Origin of the sequence: Hathewaya proteolytica DSM 3090 (assembly GCF_900142225.1) — a bacterium.
Classification (GTDB): domain Bacteria; phylum Bacillota; class Clostridia; order Clostridiales; family Clostridiaceae; genus Hathewaya; species Hathewaya proteolytica.
In genome coordinates this window covers 53,800-73,553 of sequence record NZ_FRAD01000016.1, presented here as the reverse complement: position 1 = coordinate 73,553, position 19,754 = coordinate 53,800, and the positions used below count along the sequence as shown (strand labels likewise).

Here is a 19,754-nt window from a genome sequence, read left to right as displayed (position 1 = left end):
CCTTCTAATAAGTACTTTGTTTCAATTTGTTGTACTGATGTGGAGATTATACAACTACCTCAAAATTCTAATGCAATAGGTGTTGATGTAGGCATAAAGTCATTTTGTACTATATCAAATGAGGAAACTATAGAAAATCCTAAATATCTTCAAAAGTCCTAAATGCAGAAGTTAAGGACTTAAATATAAGGAAATGGGTATGTCCTAAATGCCATAGCATACACGATAGAGATGCTAATGCAAGTAAGAATATTCTAAAGCAAGGATTAAAAGAACTAAAAATAGAGGTGGCGTAAGTTCACTTGAAAAGTGTATAACACTATATCTGAGGATAAAGTTAAACCCTTTGAAAGGAGGTGAAGTTAATGTTAAAGTACGTATGTGTTCCATGTGGATATGTTTACGATCCAGAAGTTGGCGATCCTGACAGCGGTATAGCACCAGGAACTGCTTTTGAAGACATTCCAAGTGATTGGGTATGTCCAATTTGTTCTGTTGGCAAAGAGGATTTTGAACCAATGGAGGAATAATTAATTATAGGAGGCCAATTTATGAGTATGTTTTGTTACCAATGTCAAGAGACTGCAAAGGGTACTGGCTGTGAGATAAGAGGCGTATGTGGAAAAACAGAGGAAATTGCAAAATTACAAGATTTGCTTGTATACAGTGCAAAAGGCATATCTGAAATAGTTGTTAAGGGTAAAATAGACGTTAAATCAATAAATGAGATAAACCATCAAGTAATTAAAAGCCTTTTTATTACCATTACAAATGCTAATTTTGATGGAGATGCCATTGAAAAGCAAATTAAAAAAATGATTTGTCTTAGAAATGAGCTTAAAGAACAAATATCTGATGTAGAACTTGGTGATGCAGCTGAATTCCAAGTGGAAGATAGAAATTCTATGTTGGAAAAAGCTTCAAAGGTTGGAGTGCTTTCCACAGAGAATGAGGATATTCGTTCTCTTAGAGAAATGATTATTTACGGTTTGAAGGGAATGTCCGCATATACCCATCATGCACTTAATATTGGCAAGGAAAATATAGATATATACGCATTTATATACGAGGCTCTTGCCGCAACACTAGATGACTCATTGACAGTTGATGAACTTGTAGCTTTAACTCTTAAGACTGGAGAGTTTGGGGTAAAGGCCATGGCTTTATTAGATGAAGCCAACACTTCAAAATACGGAAATCCAGAAATCACTAATGTAGAAATTGGGGTTAGGAACAATCCTGCAATTCTAATTTCAGGTCATGATTTAACTGATTTAGAGCAGTTATTAGAGCAAACAAAGGGTACAGGTGTGGATGTATATACTCATAGTGAAATGCTTCCAGCTCATTATTATCCTGTGTTTAAAAAATACGATAATTTTGTAGGCAATTATGGTGGATCTTGGTGGCAGCAAGTTACGGAATTTGAAACATTCAATGGTCCAATTCTGTTTACTACAAACTGTATTGTTCCTCCACGCAGCGAAGAAATAAGAAAAAGAATATTTACTTCGGGAGCGTCAGGATATCCGGGATGTATGCACATCGAAGCTGACGAAAATGGAAATAAGGATTTCTCCCCAGTGATTGAGATGGCTAAAAAATGCCCACCACCAGTAGAAATCGAAACTGGCAAAATTGTTGGAGGATTTGCCCACAATCAAGTTTTTGCTTTAGCAGATAAGGTAGTGGAGGCAGTTAAATCCGGAGCGATAAAGAAGTTCTTTGTAATGGCTGGATGCGACGGCAGGATGAAATCCCGTGAATACTATACAGAATTTGCAAAAAAACTTCCGGAGGATACTGTAATTCTTACTGCAGGTTGTGCAAAGTATAGATATAATAAGCTTCAGCTTGGAGATATTGGAGGTATACCACGAGTTTTAGATGCTGGCCAATGCAACGATTCATATTCTCTTGCTATAATAGCTCTAAAGCTTAAGGAGATATTTGAATTAGATGATATAAATGACCTTCCAATTGCATTTAACATTGCATGGTACGAGCAAAAAGCAGTGATTGTATTACTAGCATTGCTTTATTTAGGTGTAAAAAATATTCATCTTGGGCCAACTCTACCAGGTTTCTTATCTCCAAATGTGGCAAAGGTTCTTGTGGAAAACTTCGGCATATCAGGCGTTGGAGCTGTGGATGATGATATAAAATTATTCTTAGGTGAGTAGTTTAGAATTTACAATAGAACTTGAACATATAATAAAGGATGGTAGACCGATTTTAAATACAATCAGTTTATCATCCTTTTTCATGCTGAACTTTTACTCTTGTTTTCCGATTAAATACGCAATGACAAAGCCAATTAATAAAGTTAAAATTGATGTAAAGCCATTTAAATTAAAAGAGAAGCCAGGGTAAATGGCAAAAAGTGAACCAAGTACAAGACCTAAAATAGTCCAGTAAGCTGCTTGTGGATATTTTTTGAATAGAGCCTCTACTGTTTTTGTCATGGTAATAAATCCTAATATAACTCCTAGTGTAACTACAGATAGAAGAACAATATTAAATTCTTTTACTGCTATGACAAGAGAATTATAAAGACCTAATAGTAGAAGCACAAAGGAACCACTTATGCCTGGAAGAACCATAGCCATGGCAGCCACAAAACCTGCAAGAATCAATGGAAAAACAGAAGCAATAGATACATGTCTTATTATAGTTGAAGAATCTCTTCCCACATCTTTGAAAACACTCATAAGTACAAGTATACCAAAGGCAATAATGAACCAAAGATAATTAATGGGTTTTACCTTTTCTTCAGTGGCTTTCTTATATAAAAGAGGACAGGTACCCAATATAAGGCCAATAAATAAAAAGTTGGTTTGCTGTGGGTAATTAGTAAGTAAGAAGCTTATGATATTGCTGAATAGCAATACACCAAGTCCTACACCAATTCCGATTTGAGCAAGAAATTTAACACTGTTCTTAAAATCTTTTAGCAAATTATTGACACTGGATATTATTTTATCGTAAATACCCAAAACCACTGCCATGGTACCACCACTTACTCCTGGGATGACATTTGCAATTCCAAGGACCATGCCTTTTATTATGTTGAATAGTATTTTCATTACAATTTTGTCACACAATATTTTGGAAATTTAATTTTGTGACGACTCCTTTCGTATATTCATATATCAATGGTATTATACTATATAAATAGAAAAAAATAAATTCATTTTTTTGCCACAAAAAAAGTGATAAATCATATTATCACTTTTAAAATACCACTCTATCTTAAAAAATTTGGCTTTAGGGAAATATTTTATAACTCTAAAGCCAAAAATTATCTATTGACGCTGATAATATTTGTTCCCAATTTACGATTTACAGAACATATTAAAAGCATCAAGGGGGGACTTTACATGTTTACTTCAATTAAAAGCATAACTGCAGCTAACAATGTTGAGTATGCAAGTAGTGGCATAATAAATTTTAACCATTTATTGTAGGTTACATCTACCATGGACAATGTTGCCAATATAAGTCCTGTAGGGGTTATAAAGCTTATTATTCCAAGTCCATAAAGATAAGCAGAGATTACAACATCCCTAGATACTCCAACAGCGTCAGCTAGAGGTGCCATAATAGGAATAGAAAGCACTGCAAGTCCGGAAGATGACGGTATAAAGAAACCAAGGACGATGAATATTATAAGCATTACTATAATAAATATACTTGGATTCATGCCTTGTACAAGGCTAGTACAGAAGTTAAGTATACTATCTGATATCATACCATTGTCTAGTATTATATTTATTCCTCTTGCTACACCTACTACAAGAGCAACTCCCATGAGTTCGGCAGCACCAGTTATAAAGTTTGATACAGCACCCTTTTCACCAAGGCCAGAAAGTATTCCTATAAGAATACCACTAAATAGGAACAATGCAGTCATTTCTTCGAACCACCATTCCAATTTAACAATGCCATATATCATTACTACAAAGCTTAATAAGAAGAGTAAAAGAGATAATTTGTGCCTTATAGTAAATTTAGGAATATCGGTTTTTGCAGCAAATTTTTTTTCTAATTCATCTTTCATGTCATATATTAAGGATTTTTTTGGGTCGTTTTTTACTTTTCTTGCGTATACAAGGATATAGATAAGAGTTATAATTACGCCTACAACAAGTCCTATAATACGGAAATTCATAGCTCTAGAGAAGTCCACCCCAGCCGCATTAGAGGCAATTACTGCAGAGAATGGATTTGTGGTAGAGAACATGGTACCAATTGATGATCCCATGTAGATGGATGCTATACACACTAAAGCATCGTATCCCGCAAACATGAACACAGGTACCATTATAGGATAAAGGGCTATAGTTTCCTCAGCCATACCAAAGGTAGTGCCTCCTAGGGCAATAAGGAAGGTCAAGATTATTATAAGTAAATACTCTTTGCCTTGTGTAACCTGAGACAAGCTTGCCAATCCAGCATTCATAGCTCCTGTTTTATTTAATATACCCAGGATACCTCCAAGGATAAATATAAATAAAATAATACCTATGGAATCATATATTCCCTTTATAGGAGCAGTGATGATTTCTTTAAATCCTTGAGGCGCTTGCTCAACCTTAGTATAAGTGCCAGGTATACCAACAGGTTTTGAAATGGCACCATCTATAAACTTGTTTACATCATTTTTTATTCCCAATTTGTCTAATGTTTCTTGAGTTGCAGGCATTTCTTCTACAGAGCTGTCAGGTTTTGTCATTTCAAATACTTTGCTGTCACCATTGTATTTTAGTGTAGAGTACTTACCAGATGGAATCACATAAGTAAGTATTGCAGCTAACAATAAAACGATGAATAGAACTGATATAGCGGTGGGAAAGGATAGCTTTTTCTTTTTAACTTCCATAATAATCCTCCTAAAATTTTAATAAAAAGTTCATAATATATACATAATTATACTATTGTTTTATGTAAAAAAGAAGACCTAAAATGAAAAATATAAAAATAATTATAAACAGTTAAAATATTGTCAAAGTAGAGAAGGATAAAACAAAAAAGAGGTGACCACCTTTGGCCATCTCTTTTTGTTTTATTATTTAGCTGCATCCAGTTGTAGTGCCGCACTCAAGACATACTTTACAAGTACCGTTTTTAACCATTTTAGTGCTTGAACAGTTTGGGCACAACTCCGTGTATATTCTCTCACCAGATTTTTTAGTTAAATCATGCTCTGGAACGAAGGAACTCTTATAATTGTCAGGTTTAACCTGGCAGTAAGTGAAATCTCCTATTTCTATATCTATGATCTTACTTATTAAGTCCGATATGGAGGAAACTGATTTAATGTAAGGGTGTTTTTGAACAAATCCGTACGGTTCGTATTTCTGACCTCTAAGCATTTTGGAAATATCCTGTGGTGGAACGTGGTACTGAAGCATCACAGAAAGGGATTTTGAAAGGGAATTTAAAAGACCGGTAATTATGGTACCCTCTCTATCCGTGGTTATATAAATCTCGCATATCTCTCCATTTTCACGCCTGTTAATAGTGGTGTATATCTTTACATCATCAATTTGTGCAGGGTGAGTAGTTCCAGTGCGAATTCCCAAAGGCTTTTCTCTTTCAGAGAATTTTGCCCTTTGCAAATCCTTTGCCTTTGATAAAAGCTCCATATAAGATAAATCCTCTAAACTTTTAGCATCTCCATCGCTTAAGGAAGTATTTAAAGGCTGACTTGCCTTTGAACCATCTCTATAAAGGGAAATACCCTTGACTCCTAATTTCCATGAATTTAAAACAGTATTTTTAAATTCATCTACTGTAGCGTTTTTAGGCAAGTTTACGGTTTTAGAAATTGCACCCGATATAAGTGGAGTAATAGAAGCCATCATTAAAACATGTCCCATAGGGCTTATGGATCTTTTACCGCTGCCACAAACATTGGCTGTATCGAAAATAGGTAAGTGCTCTTCCTTTAAATGAGGAGCTCCCTCTATTTTCCCATCGATTATTTTCTCATATTCAAAACCATCTTCATTTACTTTTTCTTTTCTCATGATATATTCAATTATGTCATTTACTTCTTTGGTATTGTATCCAAGGTTATATAAAGCATCTTCTATAACAGGATTTACAATGGTCATAAACCCGCCACCAGAAAGCTTCTTATAAATAACATGGCTGAAATAAGGTTCAATGGAAGTAGCACCACAGTCCATGGCAAAGGAAATAGTGCCTGTAGGAGCTATGACAGATACTTGAGCATTTCTGTAACCATATTTTTCTCCACAGGTAAAAGCTAGGTCCCAGCTATTCATAAGTTCTTGAGAAACATAATCCAAAGCCTCATCTCTAAGTATTTGGTGGTTTATACAGCGTGGCTCTATTTTTAAATCTTCAAAATCACTATCTAAAGTGCCAGCCACCCTTGCATGATTTCTTATAACTCTCATCATATGGTCCTTGTTGATTTGGTATTTTTCAAAAGGAGAAAGTTTTTCTGCCATCAAAGATGAAATATAGTAGGAATGACCAGTTAAAATACCTACTAGAGATGCTGTTAAATTTCTTCCTATTTCAGAATCATAGGGATAGCCCATGACCATAAGTAGGGAAGCTATATTGGATAATCCAAGACCAGTAGTTCTAAATAAGTAGGATCTTCTTGCTATATCCTCTGTAGGAAATTGTCCCCAGTGTATGGAGGATTCTAAAGCTAATTGCAAAAGTCCTATTAAGTGAGTATAGCTTTTAACATCAATTTCTTTTATATCATTGTTGTAGAATCTATATATATTTATAGATGCAAGGTTGCAAGCTGTATCGTCTAGGAAAGCGTATTCCCCACATGGATTAGTTGAGTTTATTCTATTGTATTTTGCATTGTAAACTCCATCTTCACCGCAAGGACAAGTGTGCCAAGCATTGAAGGTATCATCAAATTGTGGTGCAGGGTCTGCACATTTCCACGCAGATTCATTAAAGGCATCCCAAAGTTCTGATACCTTAACGTTCTTATCTAGGCGCTCATCTATTCTTCCTTTGAGAGTTATTTCAGCATCAGGATTTGAAGGCAAATTATCCACCATTTCCATGAATTCGTCTGAAAGGCGTATAGAGTTATTTCCATTTTGTCCAGATACAGTTTCATAGGATTCTCCCTCAAAACTCATATCGTATCCCATTTTACCAAGAGCACGAACTTTGTCTTCTTCACGGGATTTCCATGTTATAAAGTCCATTATTTCTGGATGGTCTATATCTAAAATTACCATTTTTGCAGCACGTCTTGTAGTTCCACCGGACTTTATAGCCCCAGCATTTCTATCAAAGGATCTTAAGAAACTCATAAGTCCAGAGGATACCCCTCCACCAGATAGTTTTTCACCTTTTGCTCTTATGGAAGAGAAATTTGTTCCGGTGCCAGAACCGCCCTTGAACAATTTTGTCTCTGTAATAAATTGTTCAGATATGGAGTGTTCGCCCAGTAGCTTATCTTTTATAGAAAGGATAAAACATGCGGAAGCCTGAGTTCTTGTGTAAAAATCCTTTGTTTTAACAACTTTATTTTCTTTTTCGTCAAAATAGTAATTATTATTACCGGTTCCTTCTATGCCGTAAGCAAGCTTTAAGCCCGTGTTAAACCATTGTGGAGAGTTTGGTGCATACATTTGATTTAAAAAAGCATATACCATTTCGTCGTAATATATATTTTTTTCTTCTTCATCATCTAGAAGTCCTTCATCGTAAAGTGACTCAGTCCAAAAGCTAACGATACGGTGAGCTACTTGCTTTAAACTGTTTTCGTAGCCTAAATCGTTATTAACTCCTGCCTTTCTAAAATACTTTGAGGCTATAATGTCGCAAGCATTCTGTGAGTAGCTTTCAGGGAATTCAAGGTCTTTCATATCTACTATGGTTTTTCCGGTTTTATGATCTTTTAATAACACATCTACTTTTTTCCATTTGAATAAATCATAAACATCAATATCACTTTTGTTTTCTAGAGAAGTGGTGAAAACTCTTTTTATAATTCCGTTGAGTTTTGCCATTGCGGCCTCCTTGATTATAACTATATATTGAAATAGCATTTATAACAAATACTACATGTTGTATTATATAATAAATAATAAATCATTACAAGAAGAAAAATAATCAATAAAAATTATTTTGTTTAGATTTATATATTTATTAGTTTGAACAATATGACTACTAATGATATACTTAATTTTGAAGTAAAAACATTGAGATATGTAAGTCGAGGAGAGAATATATGTTCAAGCTGGATTGTATAAAAAACATGACAATAGAGCAAAAATATAAATATATGATAAACCTTTTGCAAGGGCAACTTAGTTCAGAAAAGGATGTAATTGCCAATTTAAGCAATGCTTCCGCAATTATAAATGTGGTTTTCCATGATATTAACTGGGCTGGCTTTTATATCATGAGGGAAGGAGAATTGGTGCTTGGACCTTTTCAAGGCCTTCCTGCCTGTAATAGGATAAAACCTGGCAAAGGAGTATGTGGAGCTGCCGTTGATACAGGAATGGTGCAAAGAGTTGGGGACGTTCATAAATTTCCAGGCCATATTGCCTGTGACTGCGCTTCTAATTCAGAAATAGTAATCCCTTTAAAAGTGAAGGGGCAGATATTTGGAGTTTTGGATATAGATAGTCCAATTATCGGAAGGTTTACAGAATTAGAAGAAAAGTATCTAGTAAAATTTGCGAACATGCTAGAGCAGTATTTAGAAGAAGCTTAGAAGTTGAAAAATAATAAACTATATAAGGAGATTGAAAAATTTAATGATAAGAATTGGTGAATACAATACATTATTTGTAAAAAAAGAAAGGGATTTCGGTTACTTTCTTGGAGAAGATTTAGAAAAAGACAATAAGGAAGAAGTACTTATTCCTTTTAGCAATATTCCAGAGAAAAAGCTGGAATTAGAATGTGAAGTAGAGGTATTTATATACAAGGATTCAAAGGATAGAAGAATTGCCACATTGAAACAGCCATTGGCAACAGTAGGCGAAGTAGCACTTTTAGAAGTGGTATCGAAAACTCCCATAGGTTATTTTGTGGATTTTGGTTTGGAGAGAGATGTGTTAGTTCCCTTTAAAGAAGTAGCCTATGATCTTAAGGAAGGACAGAAATACCTTTTCTATCTATATTTAGATAAGAGTGAGAGAATAACTGCTACTACTTTTGTGGATAAATATCTTCACAACACTAACCATCTAAAGGTTGGAGAGGAAGTGTTGGCTACAGCCTATGGTGTGCAGGAAAACGGCACTGTTATGGTGGCTATACAAAATATGTACAGGGCTGTTATCCTTCAAAAAGAGAATTTCTGCAATGTGACTCCAGGGCAAGTGGTAAACGTCAGAATTAAGAGGTATTACGAAGATGGCAAGATGGAAGTTACCCCACGTAAAAAAAGACTGGATGAAATGGACGAATTGGAAAATGCCATTGTTTTGTATCTTCAAGCCCATAACAATGAAATGCATTTTTGTGACAGTTCAGACCCAGAGGATATAAAAAATACCTTTAGATGTAGCAAAAATGCCTTTAAGAGATCTTTAGGTGGTCTTATGAAAAAGGGTATGATATCTCAAGATGAAAGAGGAACAAAGCTCCTTAGTGATAAACCCGTAAAAGAGAAATCTTTTAAAGGAAAATCTTTTAAAAATAAGTCTGACAAGTAAAATAAAAGAGCTCCTTAAACAGCTAAAACTGATTTAAGGAGCTTTGCTTTAATTCTTTTTGTACTTAATAAACTTAACTAATTCGTTTACTATTAGTGGCATAATAGAAAGTATTGTTACTACTATCCAGTCCTCCATAGACAACATATTTACTTTAAATATATTTGCCAGGAATGGCACAGCTATTATTATGTTTTGCAAAAACAAACCTAGCAAGAAGGAAAAAACTAAATATTTATTTGTGAAAACGCCTATGGAAAAAATGGAGTGTTTTTTGCTTCTCAGGTTAAATGAGTGCATTAGCTGTGATACGCTTAGCACTATGAATGCCATAGTCTGTCCGTGTTTTAAAGCCGAGTCTGAAATAACTGTAGGTATAATAGGTAAAAGTGGAGCATGATTACTGTGAAGTCTAATACCAATTACAAAGGCAGAAAGGGTTAAGAGTCCAATGAGTATTCCGTTTAGAATGATGGAGCCCATGGCACCCTTGAACAAGCTGTCCTTTTGGTTTCTTGGCTTTTCTTTCATGATATCATCATCGCTTTTATCAACACCTAAGGACAACGCAGGCAATGTATCAGTAATTAGATTTACCCACAAAATGTGTATTGGCAGTAGTGGTGAATTCCAATTTAATAGTATGGCGATAAAAATTGCCATTATCTCACCTAGGTTGCAGGAAAGAAGGAAAAATATACTTTTTCTTATATTGTTGTATATATGTCTACCTTGTTCCACTGCTTTTACAATGGTGGAGAAGTTATCATCGGTGAGAACCATGTCAGCAGCTCCCTTAGCTACATCTGTACCAGTGATTCCCATGGCAACTCCAATGTCGGCACTTTTTAGTGAAGGTGCATCATTTACGCCATCACCTGTCATGGATACTACATTGTCATGGTCTCTAAAGGCTTTTACTATACGCACCTTGTGTTCGGGGGATACTCTAGCAAAAACTCTATAATTATTTATAGACTTAAATAAATCATCATCACTTAATTTATCTATTTCACCGCCAGAGAGCACTTCTTCTATATCTTTTGATATACCTAAATCTCTTGCAATGGCAAAGGCTGTGTTCTTGTGGTCTCCGGTTATCATAATGGTTTTTATGCCAGAAGCTGCGGCTTTGGCAATAGAATCTTTCACTTCCAATCTAGGCGGATCTATCATGCCAACTAGCCCTGAAAATATAAGGTCTTTTTCAAAATCTTCATGGGGCATGTCAGGATTTTTCGTGAATTTATATGCCACACCTAAAACTCTAAGAGCTTCATCTGACATTTTAAAGAAAATAGAAGATATTTGTTCTCTATATTCCTCTGTCATGGGTTTTACTTCACCATCCATGTAAATACTGTTGCAAAGAGGAAGAAGATTGTCCATAGCTCCCTTTGTGACGATTTTGTATTTATCATTGTACTTGTGCATGGTGCTCATAAGTTTTCTATCTGAATCAAAAGGAATTTCCTTTACCCTTGGGTAATGAGAATCCAGGTCTTTTTTGTTTATGCCTCTTTTGAAGCCCATGACAAGAAGGGCAATTTCCGTAGGATCTCCAGTCTCTGATTCAGGAGTATAAGTGGCATCATTGCACAGCATAAAATCCTTTATGGTTTCAATTTCATCTTTATCTTCATGGTGGTAAGAAGAACTATCTTTTAATTCCATGGAGGATAAAATTTTCATTACAGTCATTTTGTTTTGGGTTAGAGTACCGGTTTTATCAGAGCATATAATGTTTACAGCACCTAGAGTTTCCACGGCAGGAAGTTTTCTAATGATGGCATTTTCCTTTATCATTTTCTGAACGCCCATGGCCAATACAATGGTGACTACAGCAGCCAATCCTTCTGGAATTGCAGCCACTGCAAGGCTTATGGAAGTCATAAACATGCTCATAAGATCTCTTCCTTGAATAACTCCTATAACCATCATAATAACGCAGATGATAATAGCACCAAACCCCAAAATTTTCCCTAGTTCTGTAAGCTTTTTCTGCAATGGAGTTTTTATGTTTTCATTAGTATCTAGCATTTTTGCTATTTTACCAACTTCCGTGTTCATACCTGTATTTATAGCAATACCAGTACCACGTCCATAGGTAACTAATGTGGACATGAAGGCCATGTTCTTTTGATCTCCAAGGGATATATTTTCATCAGTATTTAGTGGGCCAGCAGTTTTTGATACTGGTACAGATTCCCCTGTGAGGGCAGATTCTTCTATTTGCAGATTTGCACATTCTATCATACGCAAATCACAAGGAACGTATCTACCAGCATCCAATAATACAATGTCACCAGTAACTATGTCTTCAGAGGATATGTCTATAATTTTGCCATCCCTTTTTACTACAGCCCTTGGTGTGGAAAGCTTCTGAAGAGCCTCTAGAGATTTTTCAGCTTTAGACTCTTGTATTACACCTACCACTGCATTAATGAGAATTACTATAAATATAATAACAGCATCGCTGATTTCACCGAGAAAACCAGAAATCACAGCTGCCACAAGAAGAATATAAATAAGTATATCATTGAGCTGTTCTGCAAATAGCTGAAAAATACTTTTTGCTTTTTTACCCTTTAATTTATTTTTTCCCTGTGATTGCAGTCTTTTGTCAGCTTCTTCAGCACTCAACCCCATATTGGGATCTACATTGAAATCTTTAAAGATTTCTTCACTTTTTTTACTGTACCACATTAAATTTCACCTTCCTTAAAAATAATGTATAAAAAAACCCTTGCTCAGAATAACTGAACAAAGGTCTTGCAAGCTCCTTATAGGAGAAATTATCCGGACATAAGTCGTATTGACGAATAATTTATGGTTAGTTTGCTACTCCCCTTCATTTCTTTTCATAATTAAGTATACCTAAATTATAAGGATATTATAACAGAAATCTTATTTATATCAAGATATTATGGAAAAATATTTTTGCTACTATGTAATCCTTCTCTTTACATAAATATAGTAATAACCAATCATTTAGGCTATAATATAATTAAATAAAGTGAGGTGAGTTTCCATGGAAATTAAAGGTGTAGGAAGAAGTGCAAAAATCAATAATGACAATAAAACCATATCATCTAAGAAAGATTTTTCAAAAAACTTTAGCTTTGCTCGTCAGCAGAAATCAGAAGAAGAATTAAAGAATTTATTAAAAGATATAAAAACTAAAGGGGCTAGACTTGCTATATCAAAGTCCTATGCAGATGTAAAAGTCTATAAAAATCTTATAAGAGAATACCTTAATTCTGTAATGGAATATATGTACTCTATAAAAAAGGATATAAGTTTTTGGCAGACACAGTATTATATTACTGTAGAGACTATAAATAATAAACTAGAGGAATTAACTCAGGGGCTACTATCAGAACAAAGGGAAAATCTCAACATAGCTGCCACCATAGACGAAATAACTGGGCTAGTTGTGGATATGTATAAATAACAGACTTGAAAAGCTCATCTTAATAATAAACAAAATTCTAACCGTCAGGTTGAGTTTTAACTCCATCTGGAGGTTAGAAATCGTTATCTAGAGGCGTGTCCGTTGTTATCGCCCTCCTAAAAGAGGAGGGTGTGTTACAACGGCTAGCCATCAGATAAAAATTTGTAGGATGAGCTTTTGTATAGGAAAGCTTGGTAAAATGGGGATGTAAGCATATTTGAAAAATTATACTATGTTTATAGAATAAAAAATATATAGCAATATGTAAAAAAGGGGAATACCATATGAATAATTCAACTTCAAAGAAAAAAATAAATTTTAAAATAATAGGTGTAATATGTATATGCTTATTAATATTACTTATTGTGCTTTATAGGTACAGGGAAAGTCAGTATAAACTGGGATCCAACGTAGATACCACAATAAAAATAGATACTAATATACAGCAGTACACTCTAGAGAGCATAGAAAAAGTAATTTTTGAAGCTTCCCTTCAGGCACAAGAGAAATGTAAAGTTATATATGACGAAATTTGTAAATTAGAACAAAAGGCTTATAAAGATACTTTTCTAGCCCCCGAAAACCGTATTGAAGATCTTAGAATGGAGTATGTTGGGTATGCTGAAGAAATACGAAAATCTTATATAAATGAGTTAAATCGTGTAATAAATGTGGAAAATAGTACTTCATTTACAGAAGAAGAAAAGAATCTAATACAAAGTGAAATTAACAATGGTTGTGAGTTCGTTTGGTATATACGTAACGGTCAAACAGATAACTTTTTACAGGGATGGGCATTAGCTAAAGAGGGAAAATATGAAGAATCCCTTGAGCGTATAAATAAGTATATTACACAACCTCAAGAGTATAAATTTTGGTTGAGATGTTATATTTATAATCGTTCAGAGTACGAAAAGATATTAATAAGGGATGATTCCAATATTCAGTGGAGACCAGAGTTCGTAGAAATATTATTTGAAGAATATGAAAAATTGAATATAACTATGAGCGATGAATTTAGAAAAGCTTTAGAAACATTAAAAACAGTACAGTAAAATATTATTCAAAAACGGTGCCATGAATTATAGTATTCATGGCACTGTGTATTCATCAATAAACTAATTATTCAAGCATCCATCCATCATAGGAGGCATCGGAAGGCATTTTCAAATCGCCTCTAGGAGATAATCCCACAGGAGTTACCTTTGGTCCATCTGGTATGGTAGAGCGTTTAAATTGCTGAGTTACAAATCTATACATAAATTTATTTAGCCATTTCTTTATGACATCCTCAGCATACTTTGATTGAAAAGTAGCACAGGATATGCGGAAAAGTCTTTCAGGGGTGGAGTTCTCAGTCATAAGGTGATATAGGAAAAAGTCGTGAAGTTCATAAGGCCCTATTAAATCTTCAGTTTTTTGATCTATTTCACCTTGCTCGTTTTTTGGAAGTAACTCTGGACTTATAGGCGTTCCAACTATATCAAGCAATACTTCGCTACAATTTTTAAAGTCTAAATCTTCTATAGCTGTATAATTTACAAGATACTGTACTAGAGTCTTTGGAATAGAGCAGTTTATGGAGTACATGGACATGTGGTCTCCGTTGAAGGTGCTCCAACCTAAGGCAATTTCAGAAAGATCGCCAGTTCCTAGAAGGAGAGCATGTTCCTTGTTGGCAAGGTCCATTAATATCTGAGTTCTCTCTCTTGCTTGAACATTTTCATATGTAATATCATGATTGGATTTATCATGACCTATATCTTCAAAGTGTTGAAGGCTTGCAGCTACTATGCTTATTTCTCTTAAGTCTGTGCCTAGAGTTTTGCAAAGGGAGACTGCATTGTCATAAGTTCTATCAGTGGTGCCAAAGCCTGGCATGGTGACGGCGATTATATTTTTAAGAGGCAAATTCATCATATTCATGGTCTTACATGCACATATTAGAGCCAAAGTAGAATCCAATCCACCGGAGATGCCCAGAACGATTTTTTCATTGTTGATATGGTTAAGTCTTTTCATAAGGGCCGTGCATTGCATCATGAAAATATCAGCGCATACCTCGTGCTTATTTTTTTCATCTGGTAAGAAGGGTAGGGGATTATAAGTGTGCATCAAGTGGCATATACTAGTATTATTGTATTTAAAGCATATTTCTCTCATGGAATACTCTGTACCAAGGAAGGTAGAATTATTGTTTTCTATACGTATGCCATCTAGAAACTCTATATCTATATCATTATAAATTAGTTCATTTTCACTGCTAAATCTGTCTCCACAAGCAAGTTCTGTGCCGTTTTCATATATAAACGTACTTCCAGAAAAAATCACATCTGTGGTGGACTCATGGATGCCACAAGAGGAATATACATAGGCGCATTGACATTTTGAACTCTGTATTTCTATAAGTTTTTTTCTATAATCATTTTTAAACATTAACTCATTTGAAGCTGAGCAGTTGCATATAATATTTGCACCGTTTAATGTATAATATGAGCTAGGAGGCACTGGTACCCAAAGGTCTTGGCAGATTTCACAAGCAATTTTTATATTGTCATTAGAGAAGATTAAATCCGTTCCAAAGGGGATATGTTCTTGAAAACTTAAGTTTACATAGGAGTTTCTAATGTTTAGGCCTTCAGTAAACCATCTCTTCTCATAAAATTCATTGCTATTGGGAAGGTAGCTTTTTGGTATAATACCTAGAATCTCTCCGTGAAATATATTAACTGCACAATTGAATAGGCGATTATTATTTATAATTGGAGCACCTATGACCACAAACATATCTAAATCTTTGCAGTAAGTAGCTATTTTATGCAATGCTTCATTGGAGTCATTGATAAGTTTCCTGTTAAAAAATAGGTCAGCACAGGTATATGAGGTGGTACACAGTTCAGGGAAAACTAGAAGTTTTATTTCCTTTTTGTGGGCTTCATCTATGCAATGTATTATTTGTTCTAAATTATAATTTACGTTGGATACTTTTGATTTTGGACAGCCAGCTCCTGTACGTAAAAATGGGATGTTCATATAAAGGTCACACCTTTCAGATTAAACTAAATAATTTTGTAGATATTATAGCATAAAAGAAAATTATTGTACACGAGGGTTGTCCTATGATTTATATAGCTTATGTGGTATAATTATAAAAAAGTTTAAACATTATTAATATTGTAATATATATTAAATTAATGAGAAATGGTGAGAAACTAAGAGAAATATATATAATATCATTTAAAAATAGCTAAGAGGTATTAAATAACCTTTAAAGGGTTAAAACAAACCTTTAAAAATAGGATGAAATATAATATTATATATACATACTAATTATACAAAAATTCAATAACATCATGAATTATGTGTGATTAATTTAAATAATAATAAAGGGGGGAAACATTGTGGAACAGTACATTATGTATATTTGGATTGCCGTAATTGTCCTTGGCGTTGTAGCAGATATAATGTCCAGCCTTATGATCTTTATATGGTTTTCTTTAGGTGCACTAGTTGCTACTGTGGCCAACATTCTAGGAGCATCCATGGGAGTTCAAATAATCCTGTTTTTTGCAGTTAGTGTGTTGGGAATAGTGATAGGATATCCAATGGCGAGAAAGATGATAAAAAAATCTGTAAAACCAAAGGATACTATGGAGAATAGCTATATTGGAGAAGTTTTTGTAGCTGAAAATGACATTAAAGATAGTGGACAGCTGAAAGTCAATGGCATCTATTGGACAGTTATTAACACTGGAAACATTATAAGAAAGGATGAAAAGCTTAAGGTTACAGGTATTAAGGGAACAAAGTTAATGGTAACAAAATTTAATGAAAATATAAATAAGCAGGAGGGGTAAAAATGAACGGTTATATTATTGGAGCAATTGTTTTAGTTGTATGTATTATAGTTATTTCATCGGCAATAAAGGTGGTAAACACAGGGTATGTGTATATCATTGAGAGATTAGGACAGTATAAAAAGACCCTTGAACCAGGATGGCATTTGACTATACCTTTTGCTGACTTTGTAAGAAAAAAGATATCTACAAAGCAGCAAATATTAGACATAGAGCCACAGAATGTTATCACAAAAGATAACGTTAAGATATCTATTGACAACGTTATATTCTACAAAGTTTTAAATCCAGAAGATGCAGTTTACAATATTGAAAACTATAAATCAGGTATAGTGTATTCCACTATAACTAACATGAGAAATATTGTTGGTGAAATGACTCTTGATGAAGTTTTATCTGGAAGAGACAGGATCAACTCAAAACTTTTACAGATTATAGATGAAATCACAGATGCCTATGGGATCAAAATACTTTCTGTAGAAATTAAAAACATTATTCCACCAGCTGAAATTCAGCAGGCCATGGAAAAACAGATGAGGGCAGAAAGAGATAAAAGAGCATTTATTCTTCAAGCAGAAGGTCAAAGACAAAGTGAAATTGAAAAAGCTGAGGGTGCTAAAACAGCTAAAATTCTTCAGGCAGAGGCTGATAAGGAAGCCAATATAAGAAGAGCAGAAGGTCTTAAGGAATCTCAGCTCCTTGAAGCAGAAGGTAAAGCTAAGGCTATAGAAGCCATAGCGGTTGCACAGGCTAGTGCTATCGAGAAAGTAAACAGGGCAATCATTGAGTCCGGTACTAACGAAACTGTTATAGCATTAAAGCAGGTGGAGGCGTTAAAAGAATTAGCTACATGCCCAGCTAACAAGCTTATACTCCCAAATGAAACTTTATCTTCCCTTGGAAATATAGCTGCTATAGCTGATATTTTAAAGGGCAATAAAAATGAAAATGTTGAGGATAAACAGTAAGTAAATTTAAAGAAAAGTTATGTAGGTATAAACTCTTGCATAACTTTTCTTATAGGTAAATATTCATATTTATAGCTGCCTATGATATACTATAGGATATAATAATGGTTTTAAAGGGTGATATGTTTTATGAAAAAGGCTAATGAAGGTAAGTTGCATATAAATAGTAGAAACCTGGATTTAAGCGATAAGGTTTGGCAGGATTTAAAAACTGATGTACGAATAAGAAAGGGCTTTGCATTATCTTCATCTACGGTTACAGTACCAACTTATTTTTATAGATTTATAGGTATAAAAGAGAATAATGAAGAGTATTTCGACGATATACTTAGAATAGATAGAGAACTAAGAGTTTTAGGGACACTTTACCTTAAAGTAACCAAAGGTTTTTCAAGGGATGTATCTATAAAAATTCAAAGCTCTGTGCAAAACTTGACAAAATACAAAGGTGATATTTTATTTCTTATACAAAAATGCAAGGACAATGGACTTTTCTCAGAGAGTCTGGGGCCTATTATATTGGATCAAATAACCAATACTTTGAGGGTGGTGCTGGACTACTTTGTAAGGGTTAAAGGTGACCATGTAGACGTAATAAAAGCCTTATCATTAATGGTTCATTGGATAAACATCTATATACCTCAGTTATTTATTAATTATGATTTTGATGGAAAAAACCCTAAGGTGCTTTTCTATGGTGAAATTTCCGAAGAAGAGGCGCTGTTCTTATTCTTGCTTTGGATGCTAGGAGTGGATGTGGTGTTTTTTAACACTGAAGATGATAAGATTTTTGATGCTTTGGATCCTCAATGCAGTTTTTCAAGAGTGGTTACTTACTCCAACCGCTGTCTTTTGAAAGATTTACCTGCTAGCTTCAATGAGAGGGTTAATACCACTGCCTATGGTGCTAAAGAGGAAATGGATAAAATCCTCTTTAATGAAGACACTAATTTTTATAGACCATGGCAGTTTACAGAATACAGTGTTAAAAATGTTACATTAAAAACCACCTTTGAGGAAATTCAAATATGGATGAGAGAAAAAGCTAGCCTAAGAGAAGGATGGAAGATAAAGAACGGCACGGTATACATACCCAATGTATTTGCAAAGATAAGAGGTGTAACTGAAGATATAGAAGAGTATTTTCAGTATATAAAGAACATAAAAAAATATGAGAAGAACACATTTATAAATAAGTTGCCTATGGTGAACTTTGTAACCTTAGAATACCAAAAATTTAATGAGGTATATCCAACTAGGGGTAATTATTTTGATGTAGATAGAATGATAAATAGCAGTTGGTGGCCTTATAGTGAGCTTAGGACTGGACTTCAACGTGCTTTAGGTGAAAATATTCGGGAATTGTGTTTAAATCCCGTGGTATACAATAAGCAAAATGAGGAATTAAGAGATTTACAGGTGGAAATTTTTTCGGTGCTTATCAATAGCATGGACACAAAATTTATGCAATTACTCCAGAACTTCGATTATCCTGATGAGGTGCCGAGAATAATAATATATAACAATGAACAAAATGGAAATCTTTCTTTGGAGGATTGTATTTTGTTGACTCTTATGAATTATATGGGAGTAGACATTGTTATTTTTAATCCATCGGGATATAATGATATTGAAAATTATGTATATAATGAGCTATACGATGTACACACATTAGACAAGATGAGTTTTAATTTGAAGCTTAGAGAACCTAAGGAAAAGAAAGGTTTGTTTAAGAGGCTCTTTGGAGTATAGTCCTGTTCTTATTTTGTTAAAAGTATGAATCTAA

The 19,754-nt window shown here is 34.2% G+C and carries 15 protein-coding genes; 10 read left to right on the top strand and 5 right to left on the bottom strand.

Annotation, left to right across the window (positions count from 1 at the left end; translation table 11 throughout):
• The first annotated feature begins 143 nt into the window (after positions 1-143).
• The 3 genes from BUA73_RS13715 to hcp all read left to right on the top strand — a co-directional run bounded on the left by BUA73_RS13715 (position 144) and on the right by hcp (position 2,183).
• A complete protein-coding gene (locus tag BUA73_RS13715) occupies positions 144-296 on the top strand; it encodes a zinc ribbon domain-containing protein (protein ID WP_084672203.1) in 153 nt (50 codons plus the stop codon).
• A 69-nt stretch (positions 297-365) separates the two neighbouring features.
• Positions 366-530 carry a rubredoxin gene (rd, locus tag BUA73_RS09810; RefSeq protein ID WP_072903953.1) on the top strand — a complete coding sequence of 55 codons (165 nt, stop codon included), beginning with the start codon at positions 366-368 and terminating at the stop codon, positions 528-530.
• Between the two features lie 21 nt (positions 531-551).
• The gene (hcp, locus tag BUA73_RS09805) at positions 552-2,183 is read left to right on the top strand and encodes a hydroxylamine reductase (protein ID WP_072903952.1); all 1,632 of its coding nucleotides are present in this window, start codon (positions 552-554) and stop codon (positions 2,181-2,183) included.
• A 93-nt stretch (positions 2,184-2,276) separates the two neighbouring features.
• On the opposite strand, the gene BUA73_RS09800 is transcribed toward hcp, so the two are convergent.
• The 3 genes from BUA73_RS09800 to BUA73_RS09790 form a co-directional block, all read right to left on the bottom strand.
• A complete protein-coding gene (locus BUA73_RS09800) occupies positions 2,277-3,086 on the bottom strand; it encodes a DUF368 domain-containing protein (RefSeq protein ID WP_072903959.1) in 810 nt (269 codons plus the stop codon).
• Positions 3,087-3,376: 290 nt separating this feature from the next.
• Positions 3,377-4,882: a YfcC family protein gene (locus BUA73_RS09795; RefSeq protein WP_072903951.1), complete on the bottom strand. Its 1,506-nt coding sequence runs from the start codon at positions 4,880-4,882 to the stop codon at positions 3,377-3,379.
• A gap of 190 nt (positions 4,883-5,072) precedes the next feature.
• Positions 5,073-8,027, bottom strand: a complete 2,955-nt coding sequence (locus BUA73_RS09790) for a vitamin B12-dependent ribonucleotide reductase (RefSeq protein WP_072903950.1) — start codon at positions 8,025-8,027, stop codon at positions 5,073-5,075.
• 221 nt (positions 8,028-8,248) lie between these two features.
• On the opposite strand from BUA73_RS09790, the gene BUA73_RS09785 reads away from it, so the two are divergent.
• A complete protein-coding gene (locus BUA73_RS09785) occupies positions 8,249-8,740 on the top strand; it encodes a GAF domain-containing protein (RefSeq protein WP_072903949.1) in 492 nt (163 codons plus the stop codon).
• A 43-nt stretch (positions 8,741-8,783) separates the two neighbouring features.
• On the top strand, positions 8,784-9,689 hold the full coding sequence (locus BUA73_RS09780) for a CvfB family protein (protein ID WP_072903948.1): 906 nt from the start codon (positions 8,784-8,786) through the stop codon (positions 9,687-9,689).
• A 48-nt stretch (positions 9,690-9,737) separates the two neighbouring features.
• Here BUA73_RS09780 and BUA73_RS09775 read toward each other — a convergent pair whose 3' ends face one another.
• The gene (locus tag BUA73_RS09775; RefSeq protein WP_072903947.1) at positions 9,738-12,395 is read right to left on the bottom strand and encodes a cation-translocating P-type ATPase; all 2,658 of its coding nucleotides are present in this window, start codon (positions 12,393-12,395) and stop codon (positions 9,738-9,740) included.
• A gap of 325 nt (positions 12,396-12,720) precedes the next feature.
• On the opposite strand from BUA73_RS09775, the gene BUA73_RS09770 reads away from it, so the two are divergent.
• Positions 12,721-13,143: a YaaR family protein gene (locus BUA73_RS09770; protein ID WP_072903946.1), complete on the top strand. Its 423-nt coding sequence runs from the start codon at positions 12,721-12,723 to the stop codon at positions 13,141-13,143.
• 284 nt (positions 13,144-13,427) lie between these two features.
• Positions 13,428-14,198, top strand: coding sequence for a hypothetical protein (locus BUA73_RS09765; protein ID WP_072903945.1), 771 nt, complete (start codon positions 13,428-13,430; stop codon positions 14,196-14,198).
• Positions 14,199-14,265: 67 nt separating this feature from the next.
• Here the strand turns inward: BUA73_RS09765 and BUA73_RS09760 are convergent, their stop codons facing one another.
• A complete protein-coding gene (locus tag BUA73_RS09760) occupies positions 14,266-16,170 on the bottom strand; it encodes an NAD(+) synthase (protein WP_072903958.1) in 1,905 nt (634 codons plus the stop codon).
• Between the two features lie 374 nt (positions 16,171-16,544).
• Here BUA73_RS09760 and BUA73_RS09755 point away from each other — a divergent pair, with 374 nt between their 5' ends.
• The 3 genes from BUA73_RS09755 to BUA73_RS09745 all read left to right on the top strand — a co-directional run bounded on the left by BUA73_RS09755 (position 16,545) and on the right by BUA73_RS09745 (position 19,720).
• Positions 16,545-17,000 carry an NfeD family protein gene (locus BUA73_RS09755; protein ID WP_084672199.1) on the top strand — a complete coding sequence of 152 codons (456 nt, stop codon included), beginning with the start codon at positions 16,545-16,547 and terminating at the stop codon, positions 16,998-17,000.
• A gap of 2 nt (positions 17,001-17,002) precedes the next feature.
• Positions 17,003-17,968, top strand: coding sequence for an SPFH domain-containing protein (locus tag BUA73_RS09750; protein ID WP_072903944.1), 966 nt, complete (start codon positions 17,003-17,005; stop codon positions 17,966-17,968).
• A gap of 129 nt (positions 17,969-18,097) precedes the next feature.
• On the top strand, positions 18,098-19,720 hold the full coding sequence (locus BUA73_RS09745; RefSeq protein ID WP_072903943.1) for a YceG family protein: 1,623 nt from the start codon (positions 18,098-18,100) through the stop codon (positions 19,718-19,720).
• Positions 19,721-19,754: the final 34 nt, after the last annotated feature.

Excerpts from the sequence above, each read along its gene's own strand:
- rd (WP_072903953.1), top strand. The coding sequence starts at position 366 with ATGTTAAAGTACGTATGTGTTCCATGTGGATATGTTTACGATCCAGAA.
- hcp (WP_072903952.1), top strand. The coding sequence starts at position 552 with ATGAGTATGTTTTGTTACCAATGTCAAGAGACTGCAAAGGGTACTGGC.
- BUA73_RS09800 (WP_072903959.1), bottom strand. The coding sequence starts at position 3,086 with ATGAAAATACTATTCAACATAATAAAAGGCATGGTCCTTGGAATTGCA.
- BUA73_RS09795 (WP_072903951.1), bottom strand. The coding sequence starts at position 4,882 with ATGGAAGTTAAAAAGAAAAAGCTATCCTTTCCCACCGCTATATCAGTT.
- BUA73_RS09790 (WP_072903950.1), bottom strand. The coding sequence starts at position 8,027 with ATGGCAAAACTCAACGGAATTATAAAAAGAGTTTTCACCACTTCTCTA.
- BUA73_RS09785 (WP_072903949.1), top strand. The coding sequence starts at position 8,249 with ATGTTCAAGCTGGATTGTATAAAAAACATGACAATAGAGCAAAAATAT.
- BUA73_RS09780 (WP_072903948.1), top strand. The coding sequence starts at position 8,784 with ATGATAAGAATTGGTGAATACAATACATTATTTGTAAAAAAAGAAAGG.
- BUA73_RS09775 (WP_072903947.1), bottom strand. The coding sequence starts at position 12,395 with ATGTGGTACAGTAAAAAAAGTGAAGAAATCTTTAAAGATTTCAATGTA.
- BUA73_RS09770 (WP_072903946.1), top strand. The coding sequence starts at position 12,721 with ATGGAAATTAAAGGTGTAGGAAGAAGTGCAAAAATCAATAATGACAAT.
- BUA73_RS09765 (WP_072903945.1), top strand. The coding sequence starts at position 13,428 with ATGAATAATTCAACTTCAAAGAAAAAAATAAATTTTAAAATAATAGGT.
- BUA73_RS09750 (WP_072903944.1), top strand. The coding sequence starts at position 17,003 with ATGAACGGTTATATTATTGGAGCAATTGTTTTAGTTGTATGTATTATA.
- BUA73_RS09745 (WP_072903943.1), top strand. The coding sequence starts at position 18,098 with ATGAAAAAGGCTAATGAAGGTAAGTTGCATATAAATAGTAGAAACCTG.